26 protein-coding genes and 1 tRNA gene are annotated in these 24138 nt (G+C 72.6%); 12 read left to right on the top strand and 15 right to left on the bottom strand.

What is annotated here, in order from left to right:
- The first annotated feature begins 116 nt into the window (after positions 1–116).
- Entirely contained in the window at positions 117–1001 is an 885-nt protein-coding gene (locus F4692_RS14900; RefSeq protein WP_179620375.1) for a LysR family transcriptional regulator, read from the top strand.
- A 27-nt stretch (positions 1002–1028) separates the two neighbouring features.
- Here the strand turns inward: F4692_RS14900 and F4692_RS14895 are convergent, their stop codons facing one another.
- Positions 1029–1835 (bottom strand): hypothetical protein, encoded by an 807-nt coding sequence (locus F4692_RS14895; RefSeq protein WP_179620374.1) that lies wholly within the window; start codon positions 1833–1835, stop codon positions 1029–1031.
- A 143-nt stretch (positions 1836–1978) separates the two neighbouring features.
- On the opposite strand from F4692_RS14895, the gene F4692_RS14890 reads away from it, so the two are divergent.
- Together F4692_RS14890 and F4692_RS14885 are read left to right on the top strand one after the other, a co-directional pair.
- Positions 1979–2782 (top strand): SDR family NAD(P)-dependent oxidoreductase, encoded by an 804-nt coding sequence (locus F4692_RS14890; RefSeq protein ID WP_179620373.1) that lies wholly within the window; start codon positions 1979–1981, stop codon positions 2780–2782.
- A 168-nt stretch (positions 2783–2950) separates the two neighbouring features.
- The gene (locus tag F4692_RS14885; RefSeq protein ID WP_179620372.1) at positions 2951–3700 is read left to right on the top strand and encodes a hypothetical protein; all 750 of its coding nucleotides are present in this window, start codon (positions 2951–2953) and stop codon (positions 3698–3700) included.
- Positions 3701–3771: 71 nt separating this feature from the next.
- Here the strand turns inward: F4692_RS14885 and F4692_RS14880 are convergent.
- The 3 genes from F4692_RS14880 to dnaG all read right to left on the bottom strand — a co-directional run bounded on the left by F4692_RS14880 (position 3772) and on the right by dnaG (position 6298).
- Positions 3772–3844 (bottom strand) — tRNA-Asn (locus tag F4692_RS14880).
- Between the two features lie 52 nt (positions 3845–3896).
- Positions 3897–4403 (bottom strand): hypothetical protein, encoded by a 507-nt coding sequence (locus F4692_RS14875; protein ID WP_179620371.1) that lies wholly within the window; start codon positions 4401–4403, stop codon positions 3897–3899.
- Complete coding sequence (gene dnaG / locus F4692_RS14870; RefSeq protein WP_179620370.1) at positions 4400–6298, bottom strand: DNA primase; 1899 nt, start codon at positions 6296–6298, stop codon at positions 4400–4402. Before dnaG ends, F4692_RS14875 begins: the two co-directional genes overlap by 4 nt.
- Positions 6299–6415: 117 nt before the next feature.
- On the opposite strand from dnaG, the gene F4692_RS14865 reads away from it, so the two are divergent.
- The 3 genes from F4692_RS14865 to F4692_RS14855 are packed head-to-tail and all read left to right on the top strand — an operon-like array spanning position 6416 to position 7493.
- A complete protein-coding gene (locus tag F4692_RS14865) occupies positions 6416–6823 on the top strand; it encodes a phage holin family protein (protein WP_179620369.1) in 408 nt (135 codons plus the stop codon).
- Positions 6816–7082: a DUF3618 domain-containing protein gene (locus tag F4692_RS14860; protein ID WP_179620368.1), complete on the top strand. Its 267-nt coding sequence runs from the start codon at positions 6816–6818 to the stop codon at positions 7080–7082. Before F4692_RS14865 ends, F4692_RS14860 begins: the two co-directional genes overlap by 8 nt.
- Positions 7083–7136: 54 nt before the next feature.
- The gene (locus tag F4692_RS14855; RefSeq protein ID WP_179620367.1) at positions 7137–7493 is read left to right on the top strand and encodes a YtxH domain-containing protein; all 357 of its coding nucleotides are present in this window, start codon (positions 7137–7139) and stop codon (positions 7491–7493) included.
- Between the two features lie 76 nt (positions 7494–7569).
- Here the strand turns inward: F4692_RS14855 and F4692_RS14850 are convergent, their stop codons facing one another.
- The 5 genes from F4692_RS14850 to F4692_RS14830 all read right to left on the bottom strand — a co-directional run bounded on the left by F4692_RS14850 (position 7570) and on the right by F4692_RS14830 (position 13123).
- Complete coding sequence (locus tag F4692_RS14850; RefSeq protein WP_179620366.1) at positions 7570–8841, bottom strand: deoxyguanosinetriphosphate triphosphohydrolase; 1272 nt, start codon at positions 8839–8841, stop codon at positions 7570–7572.
- A gap of 57 nt (positions 8842–8898) precedes the next feature.
- Positions 8899–9876: an SH3 domain-containing protein gene (locus tag F4692_RS14845; protein WP_179620365.1), complete on the bottom strand. Its 978-nt coding sequence runs from the start codon at positions 9874–9876 to the stop codon at positions 8899–8901.
- A gap of 210 nt (positions 9877–10086) precedes the next feature.
- Positions 10087–11229: a tRNA dihydrouridine synthase DusB gene (gene dusB, locus F4692_RS14840; RefSeq protein ID WP_179620364.1), complete on the bottom strand. Its 1143-nt coding sequence runs from the start codon at positions 11227–11229 to the stop codon at positions 10087–10089.
- Positions 11230–11323: 94 nt separating this feature from the next.
- Positions 11324–12724, bottom strand: a complete 1401-nt coding sequence (locus F4692_RS14835) for a glycine--tRNA ligase (RefSeq protein ID WP_179620363.1) — start codon at positions 12722–12724, stop codon at positions 11324–11326.
- A gap of 39 nt (positions 12725–12763) precedes the next feature.
- Complete coding sequence (locus F4692_RS14830; RefSeq protein ID WP_179620362.1) at positions 12764–13123, bottom strand: antibiotic biosynthesis monooxygenase family protein; 360 nt, start codon at positions 13121–13123, stop codon at positions 12764–12766.
- Positions 13124–13197: 74 nt separating this feature from the next.
- Between F4692_RS14830 and F4692_RS14825 the strand changes: the two genes are divergently transcribed.
- Genes F4692_RS14825 through F4692_RS14810 form a run of 4 tightly spaced genes read left to right on the top strand, consistent with a single transcriptional unit; the run spans position 13198 to position 16382 of the window.
- On the top strand, positions 13198–14172 hold the full coding sequence (locus tag F4692_RS14825; RefSeq protein ID WP_179620361.1) for a metal ABC transporter substrate-binding protein: 975 nt from the start codon (positions 13198–13200) through the stop codon (positions 14170–14172).
- A complete protein-coding gene (locus tag F4692_RS14820; protein WP_308645316.1) occupies positions 14169–14975 on the top strand; it encodes a metal ABC transporter ATP-binding protein in 807 nt (268 codons plus the stop codon). Before F4692_RS14825 ends, F4692_RS14820 begins: the two co-directional genes overlap by 4 nt.
- A complete protein-coding gene (locus tag F4692_RS14815) occupies positions 14975–15979 on the top strand; it encodes a metal ABC transporter permease (RefSeq protein ID WP_179620360.1) in 1005 nt (334 codons plus the stop codon). Before F4692_RS14820 ends, F4692_RS14815 begins: the two co-directional genes overlap by 1 nt.
- Positions 15966–16382, top strand: a complete 417-nt coding sequence (locus tag F4692_RS14810; protein WP_179620359.1) for a Fur family transcriptional regulator — start codon at positions 15966–15968, stop codon at positions 16380–16382. Before F4692_RS14815 ends, F4692_RS14810 begins: the two co-directional genes overlap by 14 nt.
- A 22-nt stretch (positions 16383–16404) precedes the next feature.
- Here F4692_RS14810 and F4692_RS14805 read toward each other — a convergent pair whose 3' ends face one another.
- The 6 genes from F4692_RS14805 to F4692_RS14780 all read right to left on the bottom strand — a co-directional run bounded on the left by F4692_RS14805 (position 16405) and on the right by F4692_RS14780 (position 22778).
- Positions 16405–17187 carry an isoprenyl transferase gene (locus F4692_RS14805; protein WP_179620358.1) on the bottom strand — a complete coding sequence of 261 codons (783 nt, stop codon included), beginning with the start codon at positions 17185–17187 and terminating at the stop codon, positions 16405–16407.
- A 35-nt stretch (positions 17188–17222) separates the two neighbouring features.
- The gene (locus F4692_RS14800) at positions 17223–18359 is read right to left on the bottom strand and encodes an LCP family protein (RefSeq protein ID WP_179620357.1); all 1137 of its coding nucleotides are present in this window, start codon (positions 18357–18359) and stop codon (positions 17223–17225) included.
- 47 nt (positions 18360–18406) lie between these two features.
- Positions 18407–19135 carry a DNA repair protein RecO gene (recO, locus tag F4692_RS14795; RefSeq protein WP_179620356.1) on the bottom strand — a complete coding sequence of 243 codons (729 nt, stop codon included), beginning with the start codon at positions 19133–19135 and terminating at the stop codon, positions 18407–18409.
- A gap of 44 nt (positions 19136–19179) precedes the next feature.
- Positions 19180–20043 carry an alpha/beta fold hydrolase gene (locus tag F4692_RS14790; RefSeq protein WP_179620355.1) on the bottom strand — a complete coding sequence of 288 codons (864 nt, stop codon included), beginning with the start codon at positions 20041–20043 and terminating at the stop codon, positions 19180–19182.
- 16 nt (positions 20044–20059) lie between these two features.
- On the bottom strand, positions 20060–21799 hold the full coding sequence (gene leuA / locus F4692_RS14785) for a 2-isopropylmalate synthase (protein WP_179620354.1): 1740 nt from the start codon (positions 21797–21799) through the stop codon (positions 20060–20062).
- 220 nt (positions 21800–22019) lie between these two features.
- Positions 22020–22778 carry a class I SAM-dependent methyltransferase gene (locus tag F4692_RS14780; RefSeq protein ID WP_179620353.1) on the bottom strand — a complete coding sequence of 253 codons (759 nt, stop codon included), beginning with the start codon at positions 22776–22778 and terminating at the stop codon, positions 22020–22022.
- 46 nt (positions 22779–22824) lie between these two features.
- Here F4692_RS14780 and F4692_RS14775 point away from each other — a divergent pair, with 46 nt between their 5' ends.
- A complete protein-coding gene (locus F4692_RS14775; protein WP_179620352.1) occupies positions 22825–23310 on the top strand; it encodes a flavodoxin family protein in 486 nt (161 codons plus the stop codon).
- On the top strand, positions 23307–24128 hold the full coding sequence (locus F4692_RS14770) for a septum formation family protein (RefSeq protein ID WP_179620351.1): 822 nt from the start codon (positions 23307–23309) through the stop codon (positions 24126–24128). Before F4692_RS14775 ends, F4692_RS14770 begins: the two co-directional genes overlap by 4 nt.
- Positions 24129–24138: the final 10 nt, after the last annotated feature.

The following is a 24138-nucleotide window of genomic DNA, read 5'->3' as shown; positions in this document are numbered from 1 at the left end:
AAACGATAGACTTACGTCACTCGTCGAACCAAGCGAGGACGCGCCGGGACCCAGACGGGTTGTGAGCGACAGGCATAGGCGTCGCCTATGCCTCCACGGACAAGGGACGGAACGCCATGGAGCGCAGGCAGCTCGAGTTCTTCCTCGCCATCGCCGAGGCGGGCAGCTTCACCCGGGCGGCTCAGGCGCTGCACGTCGCCCAGCCGTCCCTGTCGCACTCGATGCGCACGCTCGAGACCGAGCTCGGATCGCCGCTGTTCGAGCGACACGGGCGCGGCGTACGCCTGACCGCGGCCGGCGAGGCGCTCCTCGCTCCGGCCAGGCGGGCGGTCCGGTCCTTCGGGCTTGCCGCGAGCGCGGTGCGGGGGGTGGCCGACGGCGGCTCCGGGACGCTCCGCCTCGTCTCCAGCACCTCGTGGGCCGTCCACCCGCTGGTCGGGCTCATCGGCGAGTTCCGCCGGCAGCGCCCGCAGGTCCGGTTCGAGGTGACGGACCCGGCCGCCCGCGCGGTGGTGCTCGACCAGGTGAGGACGGGACAGGTCGACTTCGGGCTGGTGGACGGTGCCCCGCCGTCCGGGTCGCTCGCCAGCCTCGAGCTCGCCGAGCAGCAGCTGCTGGCCGTCCTGCCACCCGGCCAGGACCCGGGGCTCAGCACCACCATCGAGCGGCTCGCGCGGCACGGCCTGATCGGCACACCTCGGGGGACGGCGCTCCGCGGGCTGCTGGACGGCTGTCTGGAGGCGGCCGGGCGGGCGACCGAGGTGATGGTCGAGACCGCGCACGCGGCGTCCGTCGTCCCGCTGGTCGTCTCCGGCGCCGGGGCCACCGTCCTCCCGGAGGGCATGGCGGTCGACGCGGCGACGAAGGGAGCGCGGGTGGCCCGCCTCGAGCCGGGGATCCGGGCGACCGTGTCCCTCGTCTGGCGTACGGGTGGACCGCACGGTCTCGCGGCAGACTTCCTGGAGCTGGTCCGGGAGCACCACGCCGGACGCGTCGGCTGACGGTTCCGGTTCCGCGTCAGGCGCCCCTCAGCGCAGCCCGAACCCCCGGCGGCGGCGCGCCCGCGGCTTTCGCTCCCCTGCGCCGGCGAACCGTGCACCGGCGAGCGGCGGGGGTGCCACGACGGGCTGCGGGGCGTCGGCCACCACCGCCGCGGCCTCGGGGCCGACGGGGTCGCCCGGGGCGCGTACGGACCCCAGGTCGTGCGGGGCGAGGATGGCGCGCACCTCGTCGATCACCGCCACCAGGTCGGCGTCCGGGGTCGGGCCGACGCCGGCCACGAGGGCGTGCCGGCCGAGTGAGGCACCGACCACCGCGCCCTCCTCGAAGCGCAGCCGCACGAAGCCGCTCGCGTGCTGGTCCTCGAGCGATCGCAGGATCGCGAGCATCCGGTTGCCCACCTCCGGCAGGTGGTGCAGCTCCGCGTCCTCCCCCCGGGCGGCGACCACGCGTGAGCCGGCCGTCACGACGGTGCTCCACCGCACGCCGTCGAGCGACATCAGGCGCGTCAGGCAGTGGTCCACGGCCGCCGCGGCGTCGACCGCGCCGACGACCGTGAAGTGCGGCACCACGCGCGGCTCGACGGGGTGCGCCGTCGCCCGGTAGGTGCCCTCGCCGGCCGGTGTCCACGTCACCGTGACCCCGAGCCGACGGCGACCGAGCGCCTCCATGGCGCGCAGGTCGCCGACACCGGCGAGCTCGCCCATGCGTCGCGCGAGACGACCGGTGTAGGGCAGCGCCGCCGCCAGTGCGCCCGCAGCCCCGTCGCTGCCGACCACGGTTCCGTCCGGACGCACCACGAACTCGCTCGCCGCCTGCAGGTGCTCGCTGCTCATGGACACACCCTCGCGCAGGCCGCGACCCACGCCGGGGCGCGTAACGCACAGTTCACACCCGACGCGGAAAGCGTTACGTGGCGGCAACCGGAGGCGGTCGCAGCCCCTCGTGCGGGCCGCGGCGACGGCGCTAGGTTCGAGGGATGCGGATCGAACTCAGCGGCAAGCGCGTCCTCGTCACCGGTTCCAGCCAGGGCATCGGCCTCGCGATCGTCGAGCAGCTCGTCTCCGCGGGCGCGGAGGCCGTGGGGGTGAACGGCAGGTCGTCCGGCTCGGTGGACCGCGCGATCGAGGAGGTGCGGAGCGCGGTGCCGGACGGACCGACGACGCTGGTCCCCGTGGTCGCCGACGTCGCCACGGACGAGGGCTTCGCCCTGGCCGTCGAGGCGATGGCGGAGGTCGACGTGCTCGTCAACAATCTCGGCATCTTCGAGAGCAGGCCGGCCCTGGAGATCACCGACGACGAGTGGCGCCGGTTCTTCGAGGTCAACGTGCTCGCGGGCGTACGCCTCACGCGCCACCACCTGCCCCGCATGGTCGAGCGCGGGTGGGGACGGGTCCTCTACGTCGCGAGCGACTCCGCCGTCGTGACGCCCGTCGAGATGATCCACTACGGCGTGTCCAAGACCGCGCTCCTCGCGGTCTCGCGCGGCTTCGCCAAGGAGGCGGCCGGCACCGGCGTGACGGTCAACTCCGTGATCGCGGGCCCCACCCACACCGGGGGCGTCGAGGACTTCGTGCGCAGCCTCGTGGGTGACGACCTGCCGTGGGAGGACGCGCAGCGCGAGTTCATGCGCGAGCACCGGCCGCAGTCGCTGCTGCAGCGGCTCATCGAGCCCTCCGAGATCGCCGCGATGGTCGCCTACCTCAGCTCTCCGCTGGCGTCCGCGACCACCGGCGGGGCCGTGCGCGTCGACGGCGGCTACGTGGACGCGATCCTGCCCTGAGCGCGGGTGCGGACGAGTGGTTGAGCCGAGCCTGGCGGGGTAGGACTCCGACTGCGCGGGGCGGTTGATACGTTCCCCCGCGCACAACGGGGGTGCGTGCGGTGACGTACGGGCCTGTGTCCGACCCAGGTCCGGCATCGTCCGGACACGACCAAGGAGAACCACTGCATGAAGATCCTCACGCGCCTCGGCACGACCGTCGCCGTCGCGGCCCTGGCACTGTCCACCGCCTCGATCGCGACCCCGGCGCAGGCCGCGCCCGGTGACGCGACGCTGACGTTCGCGCCCACCGCGGTGCTGCCGGCCGACACCTGCATCGACCACGCCTACACCTACTCCGTCGAGCTCCCCGAGGGCACGACCAGCTGGTCGATCGTCATCGAGCTGATCGCGCCCGACGGCACCAACGCGCACCGCGAGTCCTTCGGCACGTTCAACGGCGCACCGGCCGCCCAGCAGGGCCTCGGGCTGCAGCTGTGCTCGGTCTACGAGCAGTACGGCACCTACACCGTCGCGACCACGACCGACTACAAGGTCGGCACCGCCCCGACGGTCTTCGGCGCCAAGCAGGTGGAGGGGACCATCGAGGTCGTCGGCCAGGCGACGTCCAAGGTCGCCCTCAAGGCCAAGCGCAAGGGCACCAAGGTGACCGCGACCGCGAAGGTGACGGCCACCGTCGGCTCGACCACCGGTCCGGTCGCCGCGGGCGCCAAGGTCACCTTCCAGAAGAAGGTCGGCAAGAAGTGGAAGAAGGTCGGCAAGGGCTCGACCGACGCCGCGGGCGTCGCCAAGGCGAAGTTCAAGGGCAAGAAGGGCGACCGCGTCCGCGCGGTCTTCGCCGGCGCCGGCGAGGTCATCGTCGGCAGCGGCAGCTCGCCGGTCCCCGCCGCGACATCGAAGGCCGTGCGCGTCAAGTGACCTGCTAGCGCGCGGGACGACCGCGTACGACGAAGGGCCCGAGGCGATCGCCTCGGGCCCTTCTCGTGCCGCTCCCCCACCTGGACTCGAACCAGGAACCCTCCGATTAACAGTCGAATGCTCTGCCAATTGAGCTATAGGGGATCGCTTGTGCAGCGAGGCGAAACACTAGCAAGCCTCGTCACCGCGGGTGAAATCAGGGCAGGCCCACCTCGCGCTGCGCGAGCTCGAGCGCGTCCCGGGCCGCTGCCCTGACCGCCGGCGCATCCGGGTCGACGCCCTCGTCGTACTCGTAGACCCACTGCACGCCGCCCGCTCCCGAGGGTGCGCGCCGGGCGATCACCCGCAGCCCGCGGCGGCGGTCGACGGCCACGTGGCGCTGCAGGACGATGCTCGCGGTGACCCGCTCGTGGACGAGCTCGAGCAGGCGTCCGGGGTCGGCGAGGGTCGCCGTGTGGACCGGACGCTCCTCGCCCCAGGAGCCGACCTCGGAGAGGCGGAACGTGTCGGTGTCGCGGTCCCACCCGGCCGCCTCCACCTGCTCCCACGGCACCCGGCGGGTCTCGTCGTCGCGCACGAGGTAGAACGCGTCGCGCGTGCCGGCCAGCACGGCACCGTCGCCGGCCGTCGCCGACGCGAGCACCCGCTCCCCGCGCCCGACCGCGATCCTCGGGTGGGTCGTACGACTCCAGAAGCGGCTCACGACGCGCCCGCCTGACCCACCGCGCCCTCGCGCAGCCTACGCCGGTGCTGCTCGAGCATCACGAGCTCGCCGAACATCCGGTTGTAGTCGAGCGCGTGCTCGACGGGGTTGGTGCGCTGCAGGCGTGCCTTGACGTCGGCGATGCGGCGGGAGGTGGTGAGCTCCTGCAGCCGGTAGACGTAGGCGACGGCGAACGTCGGGTTGGGGTCGGAGGTGCCGCGCACCGGCTCGACCCCCAGCTCGGTGATCGCGGCGACGACGGCCGGGTCGGTCGCGGCCCCGCGCACCCGGTTGGCCCAGCCGGCGTCCTCGGCCCCGGAGGCCGGCCCCCCGGCGGCCGTCACCGCCTCCCACACGCCCTGGAACGTCGGGTGGGTGAAGTCCGCGCCCGTGACGTGGGTGGTCGTACGCCCCACGCCGGCCGGGTGCTGGATGACGAGCTTGAGCAGCTCACGCTCGATGAGGAAGCGCGGGTCGGACAGGCTCGGCAGGGCCGGACGTGGGGGCTCGGGCGCCTCCGCGGGGTCCGGGGCGCGCTGCGGGCGGCGCTCCTCGGTGCGGGCCGGTCGGCTCGCGGCCTGGCGCACCTCCGCGCGCACCTGCTCGATGTCGACGCCGACCATGTGCGACAGCTCGCGGGAGAAGGTCTCGACCTTGGTCTTGTCGCGGATGCTCGCCACCAGCCCGGCCGCGTCGCGCAGCGCGTCGACCCGGCCATCGGCGCGGTCGAGGTCGTAGCGGGTGAGGATGTTGTCGAGGGCGAAGCGGTAGAGCGGCTGCCGGGACGCGACGAGGTCGCGCACCGCGGCGTCGCCCTCCTGCATGCGGAGGTCGCACGGGTCCATGCCCTCGGGCGCGACCGCGACGTAGGTCTGCGAGGCGAAGACCTGGTCGCTCTCGAGCACCTTCATCGCCGCCTTCTGGCCCGCGGAGTCGCCGTCGAAGGTGAAGATCACCTCGCCGCTCGTCGTGCCGTGGTCGCCGAGGAAGCGGCGCAGGACGCGCGCGTGTTCGGTGCCGAACGCGGTGCCGCACGACGCCACGGCGGTCGTGACGCCGGACAGGTGGCACGCCATCACGTCGGTGTAGCCCTCGACGACGACCGCCTGCTGGCTGTCCTTCATCGCGGTGCGGGCCAGGTCGATGCCGTAGAGCACCTGGCTCTTCTTGTAGATCGCGGTCTCCGAGGTGTTGAGGTACTTCGCCTCGATCCGGTCGTCGTCGAAGATGCGCCTCGCGCCGAACCCGATGGTGTCGCCGTTGGCCTCGCGGATCGGCCACACCAGGCGACCGCGGAACCGGTCGTAGTGGGAACGGCCGAGGGCGACGAGACCCGCGGCCACCGTCTCCTCGTCGGAGAAGCGGCGCCCGCGCAGGTGCCGGGTCAGCGCCTCCCCGTCGCGCGGCGCGAAACCGACGCCGAACATCTCCGCGGCGGCCTGGTCGAACCCGCGCTGGCCGAGGAACTGGCGGGCCACGAGCGCGTCCGGGGTGGCGAGCTGCTCGGCGTAGAAATGCTGGGCGACCTTGTGCGCCTCGATCAGCCGACCGCGGGCGGGGCCGCGCGGGCGTACGGGCTCGTCGCCGCCGTCCTCGCGGCGCAGCTGGACGCCGTACTTCTCGGCGAGACGCTCGACGGTCTCGGTGAAGGTGAGGCCGTCGACCTTCATCACGAACGAGATCACGTCCCCGCCCTCGCCACACCCGAAGCAGTGCCAGAACTGGCGGGCGGGGTTGACGTTGAACGACGGCGTCTTCTCGTCGTGGAACGGGCAGAGGCCCTTGAGGGAGCCGCCGCCGGCGCGCTTGAGGGTGACGTAGCCGGACACCACGTCGTCGATCCGCGCCTTCTCGCGCACCTCGGCGATGTCGTCGTCGCGAATCCGGCCTGCCACGCCCGGGAGTCTACGGGCGCGCACCCACCGTCGTGCGGTCGTCTCCACATCGTCCGCGCCCACCCCTCCGGGTTGTCCGGGCTGGTGGGGGGCGGGGCACTTTGGCAAGGTCGAGGCATGACCTCTCAGCACGGAGCGCCGGAGAGTCAGACTCTCGGAGCACTCGTCCACCAGCTGTCCCAGCAGATCCCCGAGCTCGTCCGCTCGGAGATCCGGCTGGCCCAGGCCGAGGTGGCCCAGAAGGGCAAGCGCGTCGGCATCGGGATCGGGATGTTCAGCGTCGCCGGGCTGCTCGCCTTCTTCGCCCTGGCCGCGCTCGTCACCACGGCGATCCTCGGGCTCGCCCACGTCGTCGACGCCTGGCTCGCGGCCCTCATCGTGGCCGTGGTCCTCCTCGCCGCCGCCGGTGTCGCCGCGCTCCTCGGGAAGAACAAGGTGGCCGAGGCCGCCCCGCCGACGCCCGAGCGGGCGATCGAGGGCATCAAGGAGGACATCGCGACGGTGAAGGGAGACCACCATGGCTGAGGAGACGGGTCGGACCGGCCAGACCCCCGAGGAGCTCGAGGCCGAGGTCGCGCTGCAGCGCGAGCAGCTCGCGCACACCGTCGACGACCTCGCGGCCAAGCTCGACGTGAAGTCGCAGGCCAGGCACAAGGTCGCCGAGCTCAAGGACTCCGCGACCACCGATGCCGGCACGCCGCGCCCCGAGGTGCTGGCGGCGGCCGCGTCGCTCGTCGCGATGGCCGTGGTGCTCCTCGTGTGGCGCCGTCGTCGCGACCACTGAGGCCACCGGGCACGACCGCACGACCACACGACCACCAGGGAAGGGAGACCCACCATGAGGAAGCTCACGCTGCTCGTCGCCGCAGGAGTCGGCTACGTGCTCGGCACCCGCGCGGGACGCGAGCGCTACGAACAGATCAAGAAGACCGCCATGCGCGTCAAGGACGACCCCCGGGTGCAGGAGAAGGCGCACCAGGCCGCCGACGTCGCCCGCGAGACGGCCCGGGAGAAGGCACCGGTCGTCAAGGACGCCGTCACCTCCGCTGCCGCCACGGTCGCCGACAAGGTCACGCCCTCCTCCAGCGGCAGCGGCAGCAGCAGCTCGTCCGACACCTCGGACCTCGAGGAGAAGCTGCACCCCGACAGCACCGCGCGGCAGGACGACCCCTACCCCAAGGGCGACCTGCCCTGACCGGGTCGGGCGCCCGACCGGGTCGGGCGCCCGACCCGGTCGGGCGTCCGACCGGGTCGGGCGTCCGAGGACGGTCTCAGGAGCGGAGGCCGGCGTGGCGGGCGACGGCGCTCGCGTCCGTCAGTGACGCCACCTGGTCGATGACGACCCGGCGGCGGGCGGCGTCGTCCACCGCGTCGTCCCAGTCGGCGACGAACACCGGGTCGAGGCCGTCGCGACCGCGTGCCCACAGGCCGTCGACGAGCTCGGCCACGAGCTGGCGCTGGCGCTCCATCAGCGCGACGCGGTCGTCGGCCTTCATGACGTAGTGGGCGGCGATGCCCTTGAGGACGCCGATCTCGACCTCGGTGCGCTCGGGCACGACCAGGTCGGCGCGGTGCCGCACGAGGGGAGCGCCGTCGGTCGCCGCGAAGGTCGCCTGCTGGACGCTGTCGCAGAAGCGTCCGATGAGGTCGCTGGTGAGGTTCTTGATCGCGGCGAGGCTGCGCCTGCTCCCGTCGTACGGCGTGCGTGGCCAGCTGCCGACCGCCTGCAGGTCGTCGAGGGCCGCGTCCAGGGCGGTGTCGTCGGTGCCGGGGAGGTACCACGCGCGCACCGTCTCGCGGAGCGCTCCACGATCGAGGCGGGTGAGGTCGAGGCGGCCGGCGACGATGCCGTCCTCGACGTCGTGCACGGAGTAGGCCACGTCGTCGGCGAGGTCCATCACCTGTGCCTCGAGGCAGCGGCGCCTGCCCTCCACGCCGGTGCGCAGCCAGTCGAAGACGGGCCGGTCGTCGGTGTAGACGCCGAACTTGACGACGACCCGGGGGGTCCCGTCGGCGTGCACACCGTCCGGCTGGGAGGCCTGTGCACGGTCCCAGGGGTACTTCGTGCAGGCGTCGAGGGTGGCCCGGGTGAGGTTGAGGCCCACCGAGCGACCGTCGGCGTCGAAGGTCTTGGACTCGAGCCGGGTCAGCAGGCGCAGCGTCTGGGCGTTGCCCTCGAAGCCGCCGCAGTCGGCGCTCAGCCCGGCGAGCACCCGCTCCCCGTTGTGGCCGAAGGGCGGGTGGCCGAGGTCGTGGGCCAGCGCGGCGGTCTCGGCGATGTCCGGGTGCGTGCCGAGGGCCCGGGCCAGGTCGCGGGCGACCTGGGCGACCTCGAGGCTGTGGGTGAGCCGGTTGCGCACGAAGTCGTCGGTCTGTGGCCCGACGACCTGCGTCTTGGCCGCGAGACGTCGCGACGCAGCAGCGTGCACGACCCGCGCCCGGTCGCGCTCGAACGCGAGGCGTACGGGCGCGTCGACCCGCTTGGGGGGCTCGGCGACCATGCGCTCGCGTGCGGCCTCGTCGTACAGGTCCTCGATGCTCATCGGCCGGTCAGCCTAGCCAGCACCGGGGACACCGCAGCGACGCGGGCTCCCTGGTGCTCAGTAGACCGTGACGTGCACGTGGTCGTAGTGGTTGGCGGTGACCGAGCCGCGGTTCGACATGCCGCGCCAGCCCTCGCCGGAGCGCTCCACGGACCAGATCTTCTGCGAGTAGATGATGTACTCGATGCCGAGGGCTGCGTAGTTGGCGCGCAGGAAGTCGGCGATCGCCCAGCCGGTCGCACCGCTCACCATGATGTCGATGGCGCGGCCCTGGCCGTGCTCGCCGTCGCCGCGCCACGTGCCGTAGCTCGTGATCTCGGGCCAGTTGGCGCACACGACGTCGTGGATCTCGTAGAGCGACGCGCGACCCGCCTCGATCGAGGACCCGTTACTGCACGCACCGCCGAGGCTCGGGCCCGGCTGCGGCTTGTCGGCGCTCAGGTAGTCGGAGCTGACCCACCGCGACTGACCGTCGATGACCACCTGGGTGCGCCCGGCCTGCTCACGACCGGTGACGGCCACCTGCTCGAGCGCGGCGATCTCGCCCATCTTCTCGGACTTCTCCGACGGACCGTCCCAGAGGTTGAGCACCTCGGTGGTCCACAGCCGGTCGCCGGCCTTCCTGGCGAGGCGGCGGGCCGTGCGGTCCACCGCGATCTGCTCGCGTGCGGCTGCCTCGGCCTTGGCGGCCGTACGGATCTGGGAGCGGGACACCGGCGCCCCACCGCGACGGCTCAGGGCGGTGCCGCTGGAGGCGGCGCTGCCGGTCGCCTCGGCGGCGTCGGCGGTGGCGTCGGCGGCGGCGTCGGCGGTGGCGTCGGTGGTGCCGCTGGACGTGGCGCCGGTGACCGAACCGGAGCTCGACGAGGCGAGCAGGTCGTCGCCCGAGGTCGCCGGCTCCGCGGCCAGGACACCCATGGTGACCGCCGACAGCGTCGCCACGACGGCGAGCGGGGCGGAGACGAGGACCGAGCGGGGGATGGAGGTGTGACGGGGGCGAGCAGGGGTTTCCCGCTTGTGGCGATGCTGAGCCACAGCGCTGATCCTTTGCTGTTGCTGACGGGGGACGGTGCGCCGAACCACGAGGAGGAACCGGGGAAGGTCTCGTGCCCACGTCGACGCGATCATCGAGTGAAGCACAGGATTTCGGCCCTGTCCCAATCTTGCACGGCAAAATCCCGGGTGTTCCGGGTCACCCGCCACCCGATCCGTGCCGCGGGCGGGAGGCGTCGCCTGTCGCCGGGGTCAGCCCCCGGTGGTCTCGTCGGCGTCCTCGCGCAGGTGCGACCCGCGGCCGTCGGTGTCGTCGAGCCAGCCCTCCGGCAGCACCACCCTGGCCCGCGGCGAGCCCTGCCGGCCGCGCGGCGTGCCGAGCTCGCGCTCGGGGAACGGGGCGTCGTCGTCGAGGCCGTCGAGCAGCACCTCGAGGCTCGCGAGCGAGTCGACGAGGGCGAGCTGGTGGCGCAGGTCGCCGCCGGCGGGGAAACCCTTGAGGTACCAGGTGATGTGCTTGCGGAACTCCTTGCAGCCCCGCTCCTCACCCATGTGCTCCGACAGCAGCTCGGCGTGGCGACGCATCATCGCCTTGACCTCGCCGAGCGTCGGGAGCGTCGCGACGTCCTCGCCGTGGAACGCGGCGGCGAGGTCGCGGAACAGCCACGGGCGGCCGAGGCAGCCGCGGCCGACGACGACACCGGCGGCACCGGTCTGCTCGACCATCCGCAGCGCGTCGGCGGCCTCCCAGATGTCGCCGTTGCCGAGGACGGGGATGTCGACGTGGTCGACCAGGGCGGCGATCGCGTCCCAGTCGGCCTCGCCGGAGTAGGCCTGGACGACCGTGCGGCCGTGCAGCGCGATCGCGGCGACACCGCTCTCCTGGGCGATCCGGCCGGCGTCGAGGTAGGTGAGGTGGTCGTCGTCGAGGCCCTTGCGGGTCTTCATCGTGACGGGGACGTCGTAGGGCGCGGCGGCCGCGACGGCGTGCTCGAGGATCTCGCCGAGGAGCCCCCGCTTCCAGGGCAGCGCTCCCCCGCCGCCCTTGCGGGTCACCTTCGGCACGGGGCAGCCGAAGTTGAGGTCGACGTGCGCGACGCCGTGGTCGGCGCAGAGGATCTCGACGGCCTTGCCGATGTAGACGGGGTCGGTGCCGTAGAGCTGCACGGAGCGGACCGACTCGAGGTCGTCGAAGACGAGCATCTTCCTCGTGGTCTCGTCACCCTCGACGAGACCACGGCTGGTGATCATCTCGCAGACGTAGAGGCCGGCGCCCTGCTCGGCGCACAGCCGGCGGTAGGCCGCGTTGGTGATGCCGGCCATCGGCGCGAGCACGACCGGGGTGTCGACGCGCAGCGAGCCCAGGGTGAGCGAGTCGGGCAGCACGGCGGACATGCCCCCATTGTCGAACCCGCCCGCGCCGCGCCCAAATCAGCCGCGCCCGGGCGTACCTGTCCACCGCACCGCCCGGCTTCCAGGTCGAGAGGCGTCAGCAGCCGACGAGCTTCTCCGCGAAGTAGCGTGTGATGCCGTCGAGGCTGACCCGCTCCTGGCCCATGGTGTCGCGCTCGCGCACCGTGACCGCGTCGTCGTCGAGGGTCTCGAAGTCGACCGTCACGCAGAAGGGCGTGCCGATCTCGTCCTGGCGGCGGTAGCGCCGACCGATCGCACCGGAGTCGTCGAACTCGACGTTCCAGTTCTGGCGCAGCTCGGACGCGAGGGCCTTCGCCTTCGGGGAGAGGTCGGCGTTGCGGCTCAGCGGCAGCACCGCGACCTTCACCGGCGAGAGGCGCGGGTCGAGCTTGAGCACGACGCGCTTGTCGACGCCGCCCTTGGTGTTGGGGGCCTCGTCCTCGGTGTAGGCGTCGATCAGGAACGCCATGAGCGAGCGGGTCAGGCCGGCTGCGGGCTCGATGACGTAGGGCAGGTAGCGCTCGTCGGCGGCCTGGTCGTAGTAGGACAGGTCCTTGCCGGAGAACTCGCTGTGCTGCCGGAGGTCGAAGTCGGTGCGGTTGGCGATGCCCTCGAGCTCCTCGAAGTCACGGCCGGAGAACCCGAAGCGGTACTCGATGTCGGTCGTGCCCTTGGAGTAGTGGGACAGCTTCTCCTGCGGGTGCTCGTAGTGGCGCAGGTTGTCGGGGTTGATGCCGAGGTCGACGTACCACCGGGTGCGCTCCTCGATCCAGTAGCGGAACCACTCGTCGTCCTCGCCGGGCTTGACGAAGAACTCCATCTCCATCTGCTCGAACTCGCGGGTGCGGAAGATGAAGTTGCCCGGCGTGATCTCGTTGCGGAAGCTCTTGCCCATCTGGGCGATGCCGAACGGCGGCTTCTGGCGGCTCGAGGTCACCACGTTGGCGAAGTTGAGGAAGATGCCCTGCGCGGTCTCGGGACGGAGGTAGTGCAGCCCGGACTCGTCCTCGATCACGCCGAGGTAGGTCTTGAGCATCATGTTGAAGTTGCGGGGCTCGGTCCACGCGTTGCGGGTGCCGCAGTTGGGGCAGGCGACCGACTCGTTGATGTCGACGGTGTCGGGGTCGTCGATGCCCTTCTTGGCCGCGTGGTCCTCCTGCAGGTGGTCCTCGCGGAAGCGCTTGTGGCACGACTGGCACTCGACCAGCGGGTCGCTGAAGGTGCTGAGGTGGCCGCTGGCCTCCCAGGTGCGCGTCGGCAGGATGACGCTGGAGTCCAGGCCCACCACGTCGTCACGGCGGGTGACCATGAACCGCCACCACTGGCGCTTGATGTTCTCCTTGAGCTCGACACCGAGCGGGCCGTAGTCCCAGGCGGACTTGGTACCGCCGTAGATCTCACCGCAGGGGTAGACGAAACCGCGCCGCTTGGCGAGGGAGACGACGTTGTCCAGGGCGGTCGGGGCGGGCTTGGCCACGGTGGAGGTCCTTCGGGGGTAGCAGCGCGGAACGAGCGCTCAGCCTAGCGAGCGGCTCCGGGCCTCGTTGAGGTCGGTCCCCTCCTCGACCACCTCGTAGGCGCTGGGCTCGTCCAGGGCGTGGACCATCAGCGGCTGGATGTGCATCTTGCCCTCGTACGACCCCAGGGCGCGGCGGTACGACCCGACGTTCTTCCAGTGCGTGGTGAGCACCCACAGCGTCGGGTCGTCGATGTTGCGGCCGACTCCCCCGCCGACGTAGCCCGGCTTGGCCGCCAGGATGGCCAGCGCGCGCAGCAGGCCCTCGCGCAGCCCCTGCTCGGCGGCGGGGTCGGGGTTGCCCGGCCCGGACGGCGTGTCGGGGCCGGAGGGCGTACGCAGGCGGGTGACGACGAGCACCCGCCCAGCCTAGGGCGCCCGGGAGATCGTCCGCAGTTTGACAACGGTTCTCAATTGTCGTGAGAATCGTTCTCATGTCGCTCCCCACCCGCTCGCTCACCGCCACCACCGGCCTCGCGGCTGCCACCGTCCTCCTTGCCGGTTGCGCAGCGCTGGGTGACGACTCGTCCGGAAATGGTCGCCGGGCGGTCGCGTCGTTCTACCCGCTGGCGTGGGTGACCGAGCGGGTGGCGGGCGACGGCTGGAGCGTCGAGAACCTCACCCAGCCCGGGCAGGAGCCCCACGACCTCGACCTGAGCATCGCCCAGACCGCGGCGCTCGAGGATGCCGACCTGGTCGTGCTCGAGGACGGCTTCCAGCCCGCCGTCGACGCCGCGGCCGAGAACACCGACGCCCCCGTCGTGGACGCGGCGGCCGTCGTCGACCTGCTGCCTGCCACGGAGGACGCGCACGACCACGAGGAGGGGCACGCCGAGGACGAGGCGCACGAGGGCGAGGAAGGTCATGCCGAGGAGGAGCACGACCACGGCGACCTGGACCCGCACTTCTGGCTCGACCCGTTGCTCGTGGCCGACTTCGCCGACGCCGTCGCCGACGAGCTGGGCGAGGTCGACCCCGACAACGCGCAGGCCTACGCGGACAACGCGGCGGACCTGCGCGACGAGCTGGAGTCCGTCGACGCGGACTACACCGAGGGCCTCGCGTCGTGCGAGCGGTCCGCGACCGTGGTGAGCCACCAGGCGTTCGGCTACCTGGCCCGCTACGGCCTCGCGTTCGAGCCGATCGCCGGCCTGTCCCCCGACGCCGAGCCGACGGCCGCCGACCTGGCCCACCTCCAGGAGCTCATCACCGAGGACGGCGTCACCACCGTGTTCTCCGAGCGGCTGGTCAGCCCGAAGATGGCCGAGACCCTCGCCGACGACATGGGCGTGAGGACCGCGGTCCTCGACCCGATCGAGGGCCTGTCGGACGAGACGTCCGACGAGGACTACCTTTCCCTCATGCGCTCGAACCTCACCGCACTCCAGCAGGCCAACGGCTGCTCGTGACGTCCAGCGACCCAGCGGCACCCGTCGTCCTCCACCAGGTCTCCGTCGCGATCGGCGGCCGGCCGATCCTGCGCGACGTCGACCTGGCCGTGCACAGCGGTGAGGTGGTGACGCTGCTCGGGCCCAACGGCTCGGGCAAGTCCACCCTCGTCCGCGCGGTCACGGGGCTGCTCCCGCACTCGCGCGGGACGGTGCGGCTCTTCGGGACGCCCATCGAGGACTTCCGCGACTGGCCGCGCCTCGGCTTCGTGCCGCAGCGCTCCTCCGCGGCCGGGGGCGTGCCCGCGACGGTGCGCGAGGTGGTCGCGTCGGGCCGGGTGGGCCGCCGTCGCCTGCTGCGCCCGTCGCGCGCCGCGGACCGGCGCGCGGTGCAGTCGGCTCTCGAGGTGGTCGGACTGGCCGACCGCGCGGCGTTCGGCGTCTCCCAGCTCTCCGGCGGCCAGCAGCAGCGGGTGCTCATCGCCCGCGCCCTCGCCGGCGAGCCCGACCTGCTGGTCCTCGACGAGCCCACCGCCGGTGTCGACCTGCCCAACCAGCAGGCCCTCGCCGATGCGCTGGGACGGCTGAAGGGCCGGGGCGCGACGATCCTGCTCGTCGCCCACGAGATCGGCCCGATGATGCCGCTCATCGACCGGACCGTGGTCATGCGCGACGGGCGGGTGGCGTACGACGGCCCGCCGCTGACGCAGGAGGTCGCCTCACACACCCACCACCCGCACGACCACACCCACGAGGGCCCCGGCGGCCACGACCACGCCCCGCACGTCGCGTCCCCCCTCGACTTCGAGCGCAGGGCGCGCTGATGGGCCTCCTCGACCTGTTCTCCTACGAGTTCATGCAGCGTGCGCTCCTGGCGGCCTTCGTGACCGGGCTGGCCGCGCCCGCCATCGGCACGTTCCTGGTCCAGCGCCGGCTCGCCCTGCTCGGTGACGGCATCGGCCACGTCGCGGTGACCGGCGTGGCGCTCGGGCTGCTGACCGGCACCTCCCCGACGTGGACGGCCGTCCTCGTGGCCGTCCTCGGCGCGGTCCTCATGGAGCTGATCCGCGAGCGCGGGCACACCAACGGCGACGTCGCGCTCGCGCTGCTGTTCTACGGCGGGCTGGCCGGCGGCCTGCTGATCACCGGGATCGCGGGTGAGGGCGCCGCCACCCTGCAGGCGTTCCTGTTCGGCTCGTTGAACGCCATCTCCGTCGAGGACGTGTGGTCGACGATCCTGCTCAGCGTCGTCGTCCTGGTGGTGGCCCTGGGCCTCTCGCCGCAGCTCTTCGCCGTGGCGAGCGACCCCGAGTTCGCGCGGGTCGCCGGGCTGCGCGTGCGGGCGTACAACCTGCTCATCGCGGTCCTCGCCGCCGTCAGCATCACCGTCGCCATGCGCACCGTCGGCCTGCTCCTGGTCTCGGCCCTCATGGTGGTGCCGGTCGCGACGTCGCAGCAGGTCGCCCGGTCGTTCCGCACGACCCTGCTGGGCGCGATGCTCATGGGGTGCGTCGCCGCGGTCGGGGGCCTGGTGCTGAGCGCCGCGCTGTCGTTCCGCGTCACCGTCGCCCCCGGCCCGACGATCGTGCTGCTGGCCCTGGCGATGTTCACCGCGACGTGGCCGCTCGGGGTGTGGCTGCGCCGGCGCAGCCGGCTGATGGCGCCGTTCCCCGAGGTCACGGCGACGCCGCACCGCTCGACCGACGAGCACCCGCACGAGCACGGCGAGACGTGCGGGCACCCGGCGGTCCCGCACGGCGACCACGTCGACTACGTCCACGACGGCCACCGCCATGCCGCCCACGGAGAGCACTATGACGAGCACTGATCAGTCCGGTCCGGCCGGCCGGTCGGCCGTGCGCCCCACCCGCCAGCGACGCGCCGTCGCGGCCGCGCTGGCCGGCTTCGACGACTTCCGCAGCGCCCAGGAGATCCACGACCTGATCACCGAGCAGGGCGACTCCGTCGGCCTGGCGACCGTCTACCGCACGCTCGCCGCGCTGGCCGACGCCGGCGAGGTCGACATGCTGCGCAACGAGGACGGCGAGGCGATCTGGCGCAGCTGCTCGGACGCGCACCACCACCACCTCGTGTGCCGTGCGTGCGGCGCGACGGTCGAGGTGGAGGGTCCTGCCGTCGAGCGGTGGACCAACGCGATCGCGACCGAGCACGGCTTCGCCGACATCAGCCACACGCTGGAGATCTTCGGCACCTGCCCGGCCTGCCGGTAGGACCACGGCGGCCGGTCACGGGTCAGGTCGTCCGGTTGGGCAGCGCGCCGCCGTAGCGGCGGTCGCGGCTGGCGTACGTCTCGATGGCGGACCAGAGGTGGCGACGGTCCACGTCGGGCCACAGCACGTCGGTGAAGACCATCTCGCTGTAGGCGGCCTGCCACAGCATGAAGTTGGACAGCCGCTGCTCCCCCGAGGTGCGCCACACCATGTCGGCCTCGGGCAGCTCGGGGACGTAGAGGTGCCGGGCGAAGGTCTTCTCGTCGACCTTGTCCGGGGCGAGCCGGCCCGCGGCGACCTCGCGGGCGATGGAGCGGGCCGCGTCGGCGAGCTCGGCACGACCGCCGTAGTTGACGCACATCGTCAGCGTCAGGACGTCGTTGTCCTTCGTCATCTGCTCGGCGACCTGGAGCTCCTTGATGACCGACCTCCAGAGCCGCGGCGCCCGGCCGGCCCAGCGCACGCGTACGCCGAGGTCGTGCATCTCGTCGCGGCGACGGCGGATCACGTCGCGGTTGAACCCCATGAGGAACCGCACCTCGTCGGGCGAGCGCGACCAGTTCTCGGTGGAGAACGCGTAGGCGGAGATGGCCTTCACGCCGATCTCGATGGCCCCCTCGACGACGTCGAAGAGCGTGCTCTCGCCCTCCTCGTGGCCCTTGGTCCGCGGCAGCCCGCGCTGCTTGGCCCACCGGCCGTTGCCGTCCATGATGATCGCGACGTGCTCGGGCACGAGGTCCTGCGGGACCGGCGGCGGCGTCGCGCCGCTGGGGTGCGGGGACGGCTGCTTGACCTGTCGCTTCACGGGCACCAGCGTAGTCGCGCCTGCCGGGCAGGGCGTCAGCCGCAGACGCCGAAGACCGGCTCGCTCTCCGAGTCGCCGCCCGAGCGGTCGCCCGACCCGCCGTCACCGGACCCGCCGTCGCCCTCGCCGTCGCCGTCGTCCCCGCCGCGCGACCCTCCCGGCCCGGCGGCGTCGACCGAGCTGTCGCCGATCAGGCTCGCGGGCAGCACCTCGTCGTGGTTGAGGAGGTCCCAGATGCGGTCGGCCTCGGGGGTCCAGAAGACCTTGCCGCGCAGGTCGGAGTCGGAGGGGAAGTAGTCGGTCGGCAGCGTGACGAACTGGACCTCGTCGAGGCCGATGTCCTGCAGCTGGAGCGCGATCCGGGCGAGCTGGGTGACCGAGCCGAGCTCCTCGTCGGTGCGCAGCGAGCGGGTCGCGGCGTCGAGGAAGCGCACCACCCGGTCGGGGCGGGCGAGCGTGCCGGCCGACTTCACCTTGCGCACCATCGCCCCGATGAACTCCTGCTGGCGCCGGATCCGCGAGATGTCGTTCTGCTCCTCGAAGTCGCCGACGTAGCGCGCGCGCACGTAGTCGAGCGCCTGGTCACCGGTCAGCACGGTCGGGTCGCCCTCCGGCACGAAGATCCCGTTGTCCCGGTCGACGATGTCCTCCGGCACGCACACCGGGACGCCACCGACGGCCTCGACCATGTCGCCGAAGCCGTTGAAGTCGATGACGACGTAGTGGTCGAGCAGCAGGTCGGTGGCCTGCTCGAACTGGTCGGCGGTGCAGAACTCGTCGCCCAGGCTGAACGCCTCGTTCCACAGCACGTCGGTGGCGGCCGGTGTGCGGCCGCCGTTGCACGCCGGCCGGTCGACGACGGAGTCGCGCGGGATCGAGACGGCGTACGCCCGGCTGCGGTCGGCGGACAGGTGCACGAGGATCGTGGTGTCGGACCCGCCCGCGCCCTCCTCGCCGTCGATCCGGTTGCCCTCGCCCTCGCGGGTGTCGCTGCCCATCACGAGGATGTTGAGCGGCTTGCCGTTGCCGGTGTACTGCCGCTCGGGCCGACCGGGGCCGAGCTCGTCCAGCGAGCCGGTCTCGATGTTGCCGTCGAGGTGGCGGATGAAGAGCCACGTGCCGATCCCGGAGACCAGGGCGAGCACGAGCACGCCGACCAGGACGACCTTCACGATCCTGCGCCTGCGGCCAGGGACGCGGCGCGGCGTCGGCGCGTCCGTCATCGCTCGACGTAGGCCAGGGACCGCAGGCCGCGCTCGAGGTGCCACGCGAGGTACGCCGAGACCAGGCTGCTGGCCTCGCGCAGGTGGCGGGGGTCGGCCGCGTGCACGGCGGGCCAGTCGCCCACGAGCAGGGCGCCGAGCACGAGCACGGTCTCCGGCGCGGGCGTCGCGGAGCCGGGGAGCCGGTCCTGCACGCACAGCACCCCACCGGCCGAGGGGTTGAAGAAGCGGTGCGGGCCCTCGACGCCGCACTGGACGCAGTGGTCGAACGACGGCGCGTAGCCGGCGACCGAGAGGGAGCGCAGGAGGTAGGAGTCGAGGACCTGCTTGGCCGGGTGCTCCCCGCCCGCCATCGCGCGCAGGCCGCCCACGAGCAGCAGGAACTGCTGGACCGACGGCTCCTTCTCCTCGGTGACGAGGCGCTCGGCGGTCTCGAGCATCACGGTGCCGGCGGTGTAGCGGTCGTAGTCGAGACCGAGGCGGGAGTGGAACGGGTCGAGGGTCTCGGCCTGGGTGATCACGTCGAGGCTGCGACCCTCGGCGAGCTGGAGGTCGACGTGGGTGAACGGCTCGAGCCGCGAGCCCCAGCGCGAGGTCGTACGCCTGACTCCCTTGGCGACGGCGCGCACCCGCCCGTGCTGACGGGTCAGCAGGGTGATGATCCGGTCGGCCTCGCCCAGCTTGTGGGTGCGGAGCACGACCGCCTCGTCGCGGTAGAGGGGCACCGGGACATTGTCCCCCACGGACCCCGCCGGGGCCTGGTGCGGCGTCAGCGTTTCCGCGCCCGGCCCCGGGTCTGCACCGGCGTGGCCCAGCACTCGAGGGCGAAGTCGGCGGCCGCGCGCGTGAGCCGGTCGGGACGCACGCGCCACTCGAGGATCGACGTGGCGCGCTCGAAGCGGGCGTTCGGCAGCTCGGCGGCGAGCATGTCGGCGTCGACGAAGGGGTGGATCGGGTCGGTCGGGTGGCCGACGACGAAGACCGGTGCCTGGATCCGCCGACGCTGCGCCGACGACGGCGCGATCCGGCCGAAGATCACGCCGTGCAGCACCGCGGCGAGCGCGTCGGCGCGGTGGTCGACCGTGTCGAGCCCGACCCCCGCCCAGAAGGGCACCAGCCCGCGCGGCACCGAGCGGGACGCCCGCTGCAGGACGTTGGCGGTGACGGGCAGGTAGCGCGCCGCGAGCATGATCGGGACGAACGCGAGCAGGCCGGCGACCAGGGCGTTGTTGAGCACCGGCATCTCGACGACCAGGCCCTTGACCCGCTCGGGGGCGATGACGGCGACCTCGAGCGAGACGTTGGCCCCGAGGGACGTGCCGCCGATGACGGCCTGGTCGGCACCGAGGTGGTCGAGCAGCGCGACGACCTGCTCGGCGAACGACGTCATCGAGTAGACGAGCGGGTCGGCGGGCTGGTCCGAGCGACCGTGCCCCAGCAGGTCGAGGGTGACGACGTGCAGGCCCTGCGCGGCCATCGCCCGCGCGAGCGGCTGCTGCATCCGGCGGGGCATGAGCAGGCCGTGCAGGAGCACGACCCACTCGTCGCCCGATCCGTACTCGGTGTACTCGAGCCGGTCCCGCCCGCCGTCGGACTCGACGAAGAGCTGACCGATCCGCTCGCTCACCAGCATGGAGCGAATGTAGCGCTCAGGCGCGGTTGACGGCGCTGATCACGGCCTTGAGGGAGGCGGTGACGATGTTGGCGTCGAGCCCCACCCCCCACAGCACCTTGTCACCGGCGGGCGAGGACACGGCACACTCGACGTAGGCCGCGGCGATGGCGTCGCCACCGGCGGACAGCGCGTGCTCGGCGTAGTCGAGGACGCGTACGTCGTGGCCGACCTCGGCGATCGCATCGACGAACGCGGCGATCGGGCCGTTGCCCTGCCCGGTGAGCTCGCGGCGCTCACCGTCGACGTAGACCCCGACGGTGAGCTGGTCCTTCTCGCCGGCGGCGCTGGAGGTGTGCACGGAGTTGAGCTTGAGGGGCGTCTCGCGGTCGAGGTACTCGGCGCGGAAGACCGACCAGATCTCCTCGGGCGTGATCTCGCCGCCCTCGGTGTCGGTGTGCTGCTGCACCACCCGGCTGAACTCGATCTGCGCGCGACGCGGCAGGTCGAGCTTGTGCTCGGACTTGAGGACGTAGGCGACGCCGCCCTTGCCGGACTGGCTGTTGACCCGGATCACGGCCTCGTAGGTGCGACCGACGTCCTTGGGGTCGATGGGGAGGTACGGCGCCTCCCACGGCAGGTCGCGCACGTCGACGCCCAGCGCGGCGGCCTTCTTGTCGAGGTCCTCCAGGCCCTTCTTGATGGCGTCCTGGTGGGAGCCGGAGAAGGCGGTGTAGACGAGGTCGCCCGCGTAGGGGTGGCGCGGGTGGACCGGCAGGTTGGTGCAGTACTCGACGGTGCGCCGCACCTCGTCGATGTCGCCGAGGTCGACCTGCGGGTCGATGCCCTGGCTGAAGAGGTTCATCGCGAGGGTGACCAGGTCGACGTTGCCGGTGCGCTCGCCGTGGCCGAACAGGCAGCCCTCGACGCGGTCGGCGCCGGCCATCAGGCCCAGCTCGGTGGCGGCGACCGCGGTCCCGCGGTCGTTGTGCGGGTGCAGGCTGATCGCGGAGTGCTCGCGGCGGGTCAGGCCGCGCCCGAAGTACTCGATCTGGTCGGCGTAGGTGTTGGGCGTCGACATCTCGACCGTGGCGGGCAGGTTGAGGATGATCTCGCGCCCGGCCTCGGGCTGCCACACGTCGGAGACCGCCTCGCACACGCTCAGGGCGAAGTCGGTGTCGGACTGCGTGAAGATCTCGGGGCTGTACTGGTAGCCGAAGTCCTGGCTGCCCACGAGGGAGCCGAGGCGCTCCTCGGCGTACTTCATCACCATCTCGGTGCCGCGCACGGCGATGTTGCGGCACTCGTCGGGCGTGACGTTGAAGACGACGCGCTGGAAGAGCGGCGCCGTCGCGTTGTAGAGGTGCACCGTGGCGCGGGGCGCTCCGACGAGCGAGTCGATGGTGCGCTCGATGAGGTCCTCGCGGGCCTGCGTCAGCACCGAGATCTGCACGTCGTCGGGGATCCGGTCCTCCTCGACGAGCTTGCGGACGAAGTCGAAGTCGGTCTGGCTGGCGCTCGGGAAGCCGACCTCGATCTCCTTGTAGCCCATCGCCACCAGCAGCTCGAACATGGTGAGCTTGCGAGCCGGCGTCATCGGGTCGATGAGTGCCTGGTTGCCGTCGCGCAGGTCGGTGGACAGCCAGCGCGGCGCCTTCTCGACCTTCTTCGTCGGCCAGGTGCGGTCGGGCACGTCCACGGGCACGAACGGCGTGTAGCGGCCGAACGGCATCGGGCTCGTGCCCTGCTGGTTGGCGGTGTTGCTCAGGTTGGTCATGGTGTCCTCGGGAGGTCGGTCTGCGATGGGCGACCGGCGCGCGCCACACTCCGCAACGAGGAAGCCGGCTCTAGGCCTCGTTGCGGCAGCGAAGGAGGAGGCTGCGCATCATGACCCCCTGAGGGTAGCCCCCTCTCCTGCGGGACGTCCCGTCCCTCCCGCGTGCTGAGACGTCGAGCCCGTCCCCACGCTCGTCCTCGCGCTCGTCCTCGGGCCGCGGTCAGGCTCGCCCGCGCGCGGCGTGGGCCACCGCGGTGAGGTCGAAGGGACCGTCGCCGAGACGCCGGCGGAGCGCCTCCTCGAGCCGCTCGCGGCCGTCCGCGCCGAGGGCAGCGACCGCGTCGCCGGCCGGACCGACGCCGTGGAGGTAGGGCTCCCACCACTCCTCGAAGGTCGGGTGGGTGACGGTGACGGCGAGCTCGACGGACTCGACGTCGCGCAGCGCCGCTCCCTCGAGGATCTCGACCAGGCCCTCGCGGGTGCCGCCGGGGAACTCCCTCTCGCCCGGGTGGTCGGGCTGGAGCTCGGCCACCGCGTCCCAGAGCGGCCACATCGGGGCGCGGTTGCCGGCGAGGTCCCACACCGTCGCGCCGACCCATCCTCCGGGACGGGTGATGCGCCTCATCTCCCGGAGACCCGCGACGGGGTCGGACATGAAGTGGACGACGAGGCAGGCGGCCGCGACGTCGCAGGTCGCGTCGCCGTACGGCAACGACTCGGCCGCGCCCCGGCGCACGTCCGCACCGGGGAAGCGCTCACGGCAGGCCTCGACGAAGGAGGCGGACGGGTCGATCGCGCGGACCCGGTCGGCACCGAGCCGCGCGACGAGCTGCTCGGTCAGGGCGCCGGGACCACAGCCGACGTCGGTGGCGCGCTGGCCCTCGTTCACCTCGAGCCAGTCGGCGAGGCGCGTCGCCAGCGGCCGGGAGTAGCGGCCCATGAAGCGGTCGTAGTCATCGCCCGACACGTCGAACGTCACCCGAGGACCGTACGCCCGCCCATCGGTCGGTGAGTAGCCTCGGCACGTGCCGCGCCTGCTGATCGTCCACCACTCGCCGACCCCGTCGGTGGCGGCCCTCACCGAGGCGGTCGTGGCCGGTGCCTGCGACGACGCGATCGACGACGTCGAGGTCGTGCTCCGTCCGGCGCTCGAGGCCTCGGCGGACGACGTCCTCGGCGCCGACGGCTGCGTGCTCGGCACCCCGGCGAACTTCGGCTACATGAGTGGTGCGCTCAAGCACTTCTTCGACTCGACGTTCCTGCAGGTGGGCGGAGCGCTCGGCGCGGACGGCTCGGCCACGTCGGCCGAGGGCGGGCGGAAGCCGTACGCGCTCTACGTGCACGGCCGCTACGACACCGCGGGCGCCGTGCGTTCCGTGCAGTCCATCGTCTCGGCGCTGCCCTGGCGGCAGGCGGCACCCGTGCTCGACGTCGTCGGCGAGGTCGGCGACCCGGAGCGCGCGCAGGCGTACGAGCTCGGCGGGACGCTCGCGGCCCTGGTGATGCGATGACGCGGCTCCTCGTGGCGGTCGCTGCCGCGGTCCTCCTGACCGGCTGCACGTCCTCGCCCTCGCAGCCGGGCGGACCGTCGGAGTCGGCCGACGCCCCGACGTCGTCCTCCGCGTCGCCGACCGAGACCACCCCGCCACCCGATCCCGGGCCCACGCCGGAGGTCGGCGAGTGCCACCGGCTGACCTTCCGGCAGGCGGTCGCGGTGGGGACCCGCACGGCGCCGGTCGCGTGCCGTCGCAAGCACACGGCCCAGACCTACTTCGTCGGACGCCTGGACCTCACGACGAAGTCCGGCTTCACGCGGCGGGTGGACTCGCAGGCCGCCCAGCGCCAGATGCGCCGGGCGTGCACGAACCGGCTCCCCCAGCACCTCGGGCGTACGCCTCGCGAGCTGCGGCTGAGCATGGCGCAGGCGGTGTGGTTCACCCCGAGCCCGGACCGGGCGGCCGCCGGCGCCGACTGGTTCCGCTGCGACGTGGTCGCGGTCGCCGCCCCGCGGACCCTCCTGCCGCTCCCCCGTCGGACCAAGGGCTGGGCGGGTCCGGAGATGTGCGCCACGGCGGCGCCGGGGACCCCGGGCTTCCGCCGCGTCACGTGCGGCGCGACGCACGCGTGGCGTGCCGTCTCGACCGTCGACATCGCGGGGAAGCGGCTGCCGAAGCCGGGCGCCGTCGCCGGCCTGATGGACGCACCCTGCCGCGACGCTGCGGCCTCCAGCGCGTCGGACCCGCTCGACTTCACCTGGGCGCAGGAGGGCCCGACCGAGGAGCAGTGGGACGCCGGGCAGCGCTACGGGATCTGTTGGGTCCCGGACTGACCGGACCTCG

Source organism: Nocardioides cavernae (assembly GCF_013410035.1).
GTDB lineage: Bacteria > Actinomycetota > Actinomycetes > Propionibacteriales > Nocardioidaceae > Nocardioides > Nocardioides cavernae_A.
The sequence above is the reverse complement of the archived record's forward strand: the minus strand, read 5'-3'. Positions and strand labels throughout refer to the sequence as shown.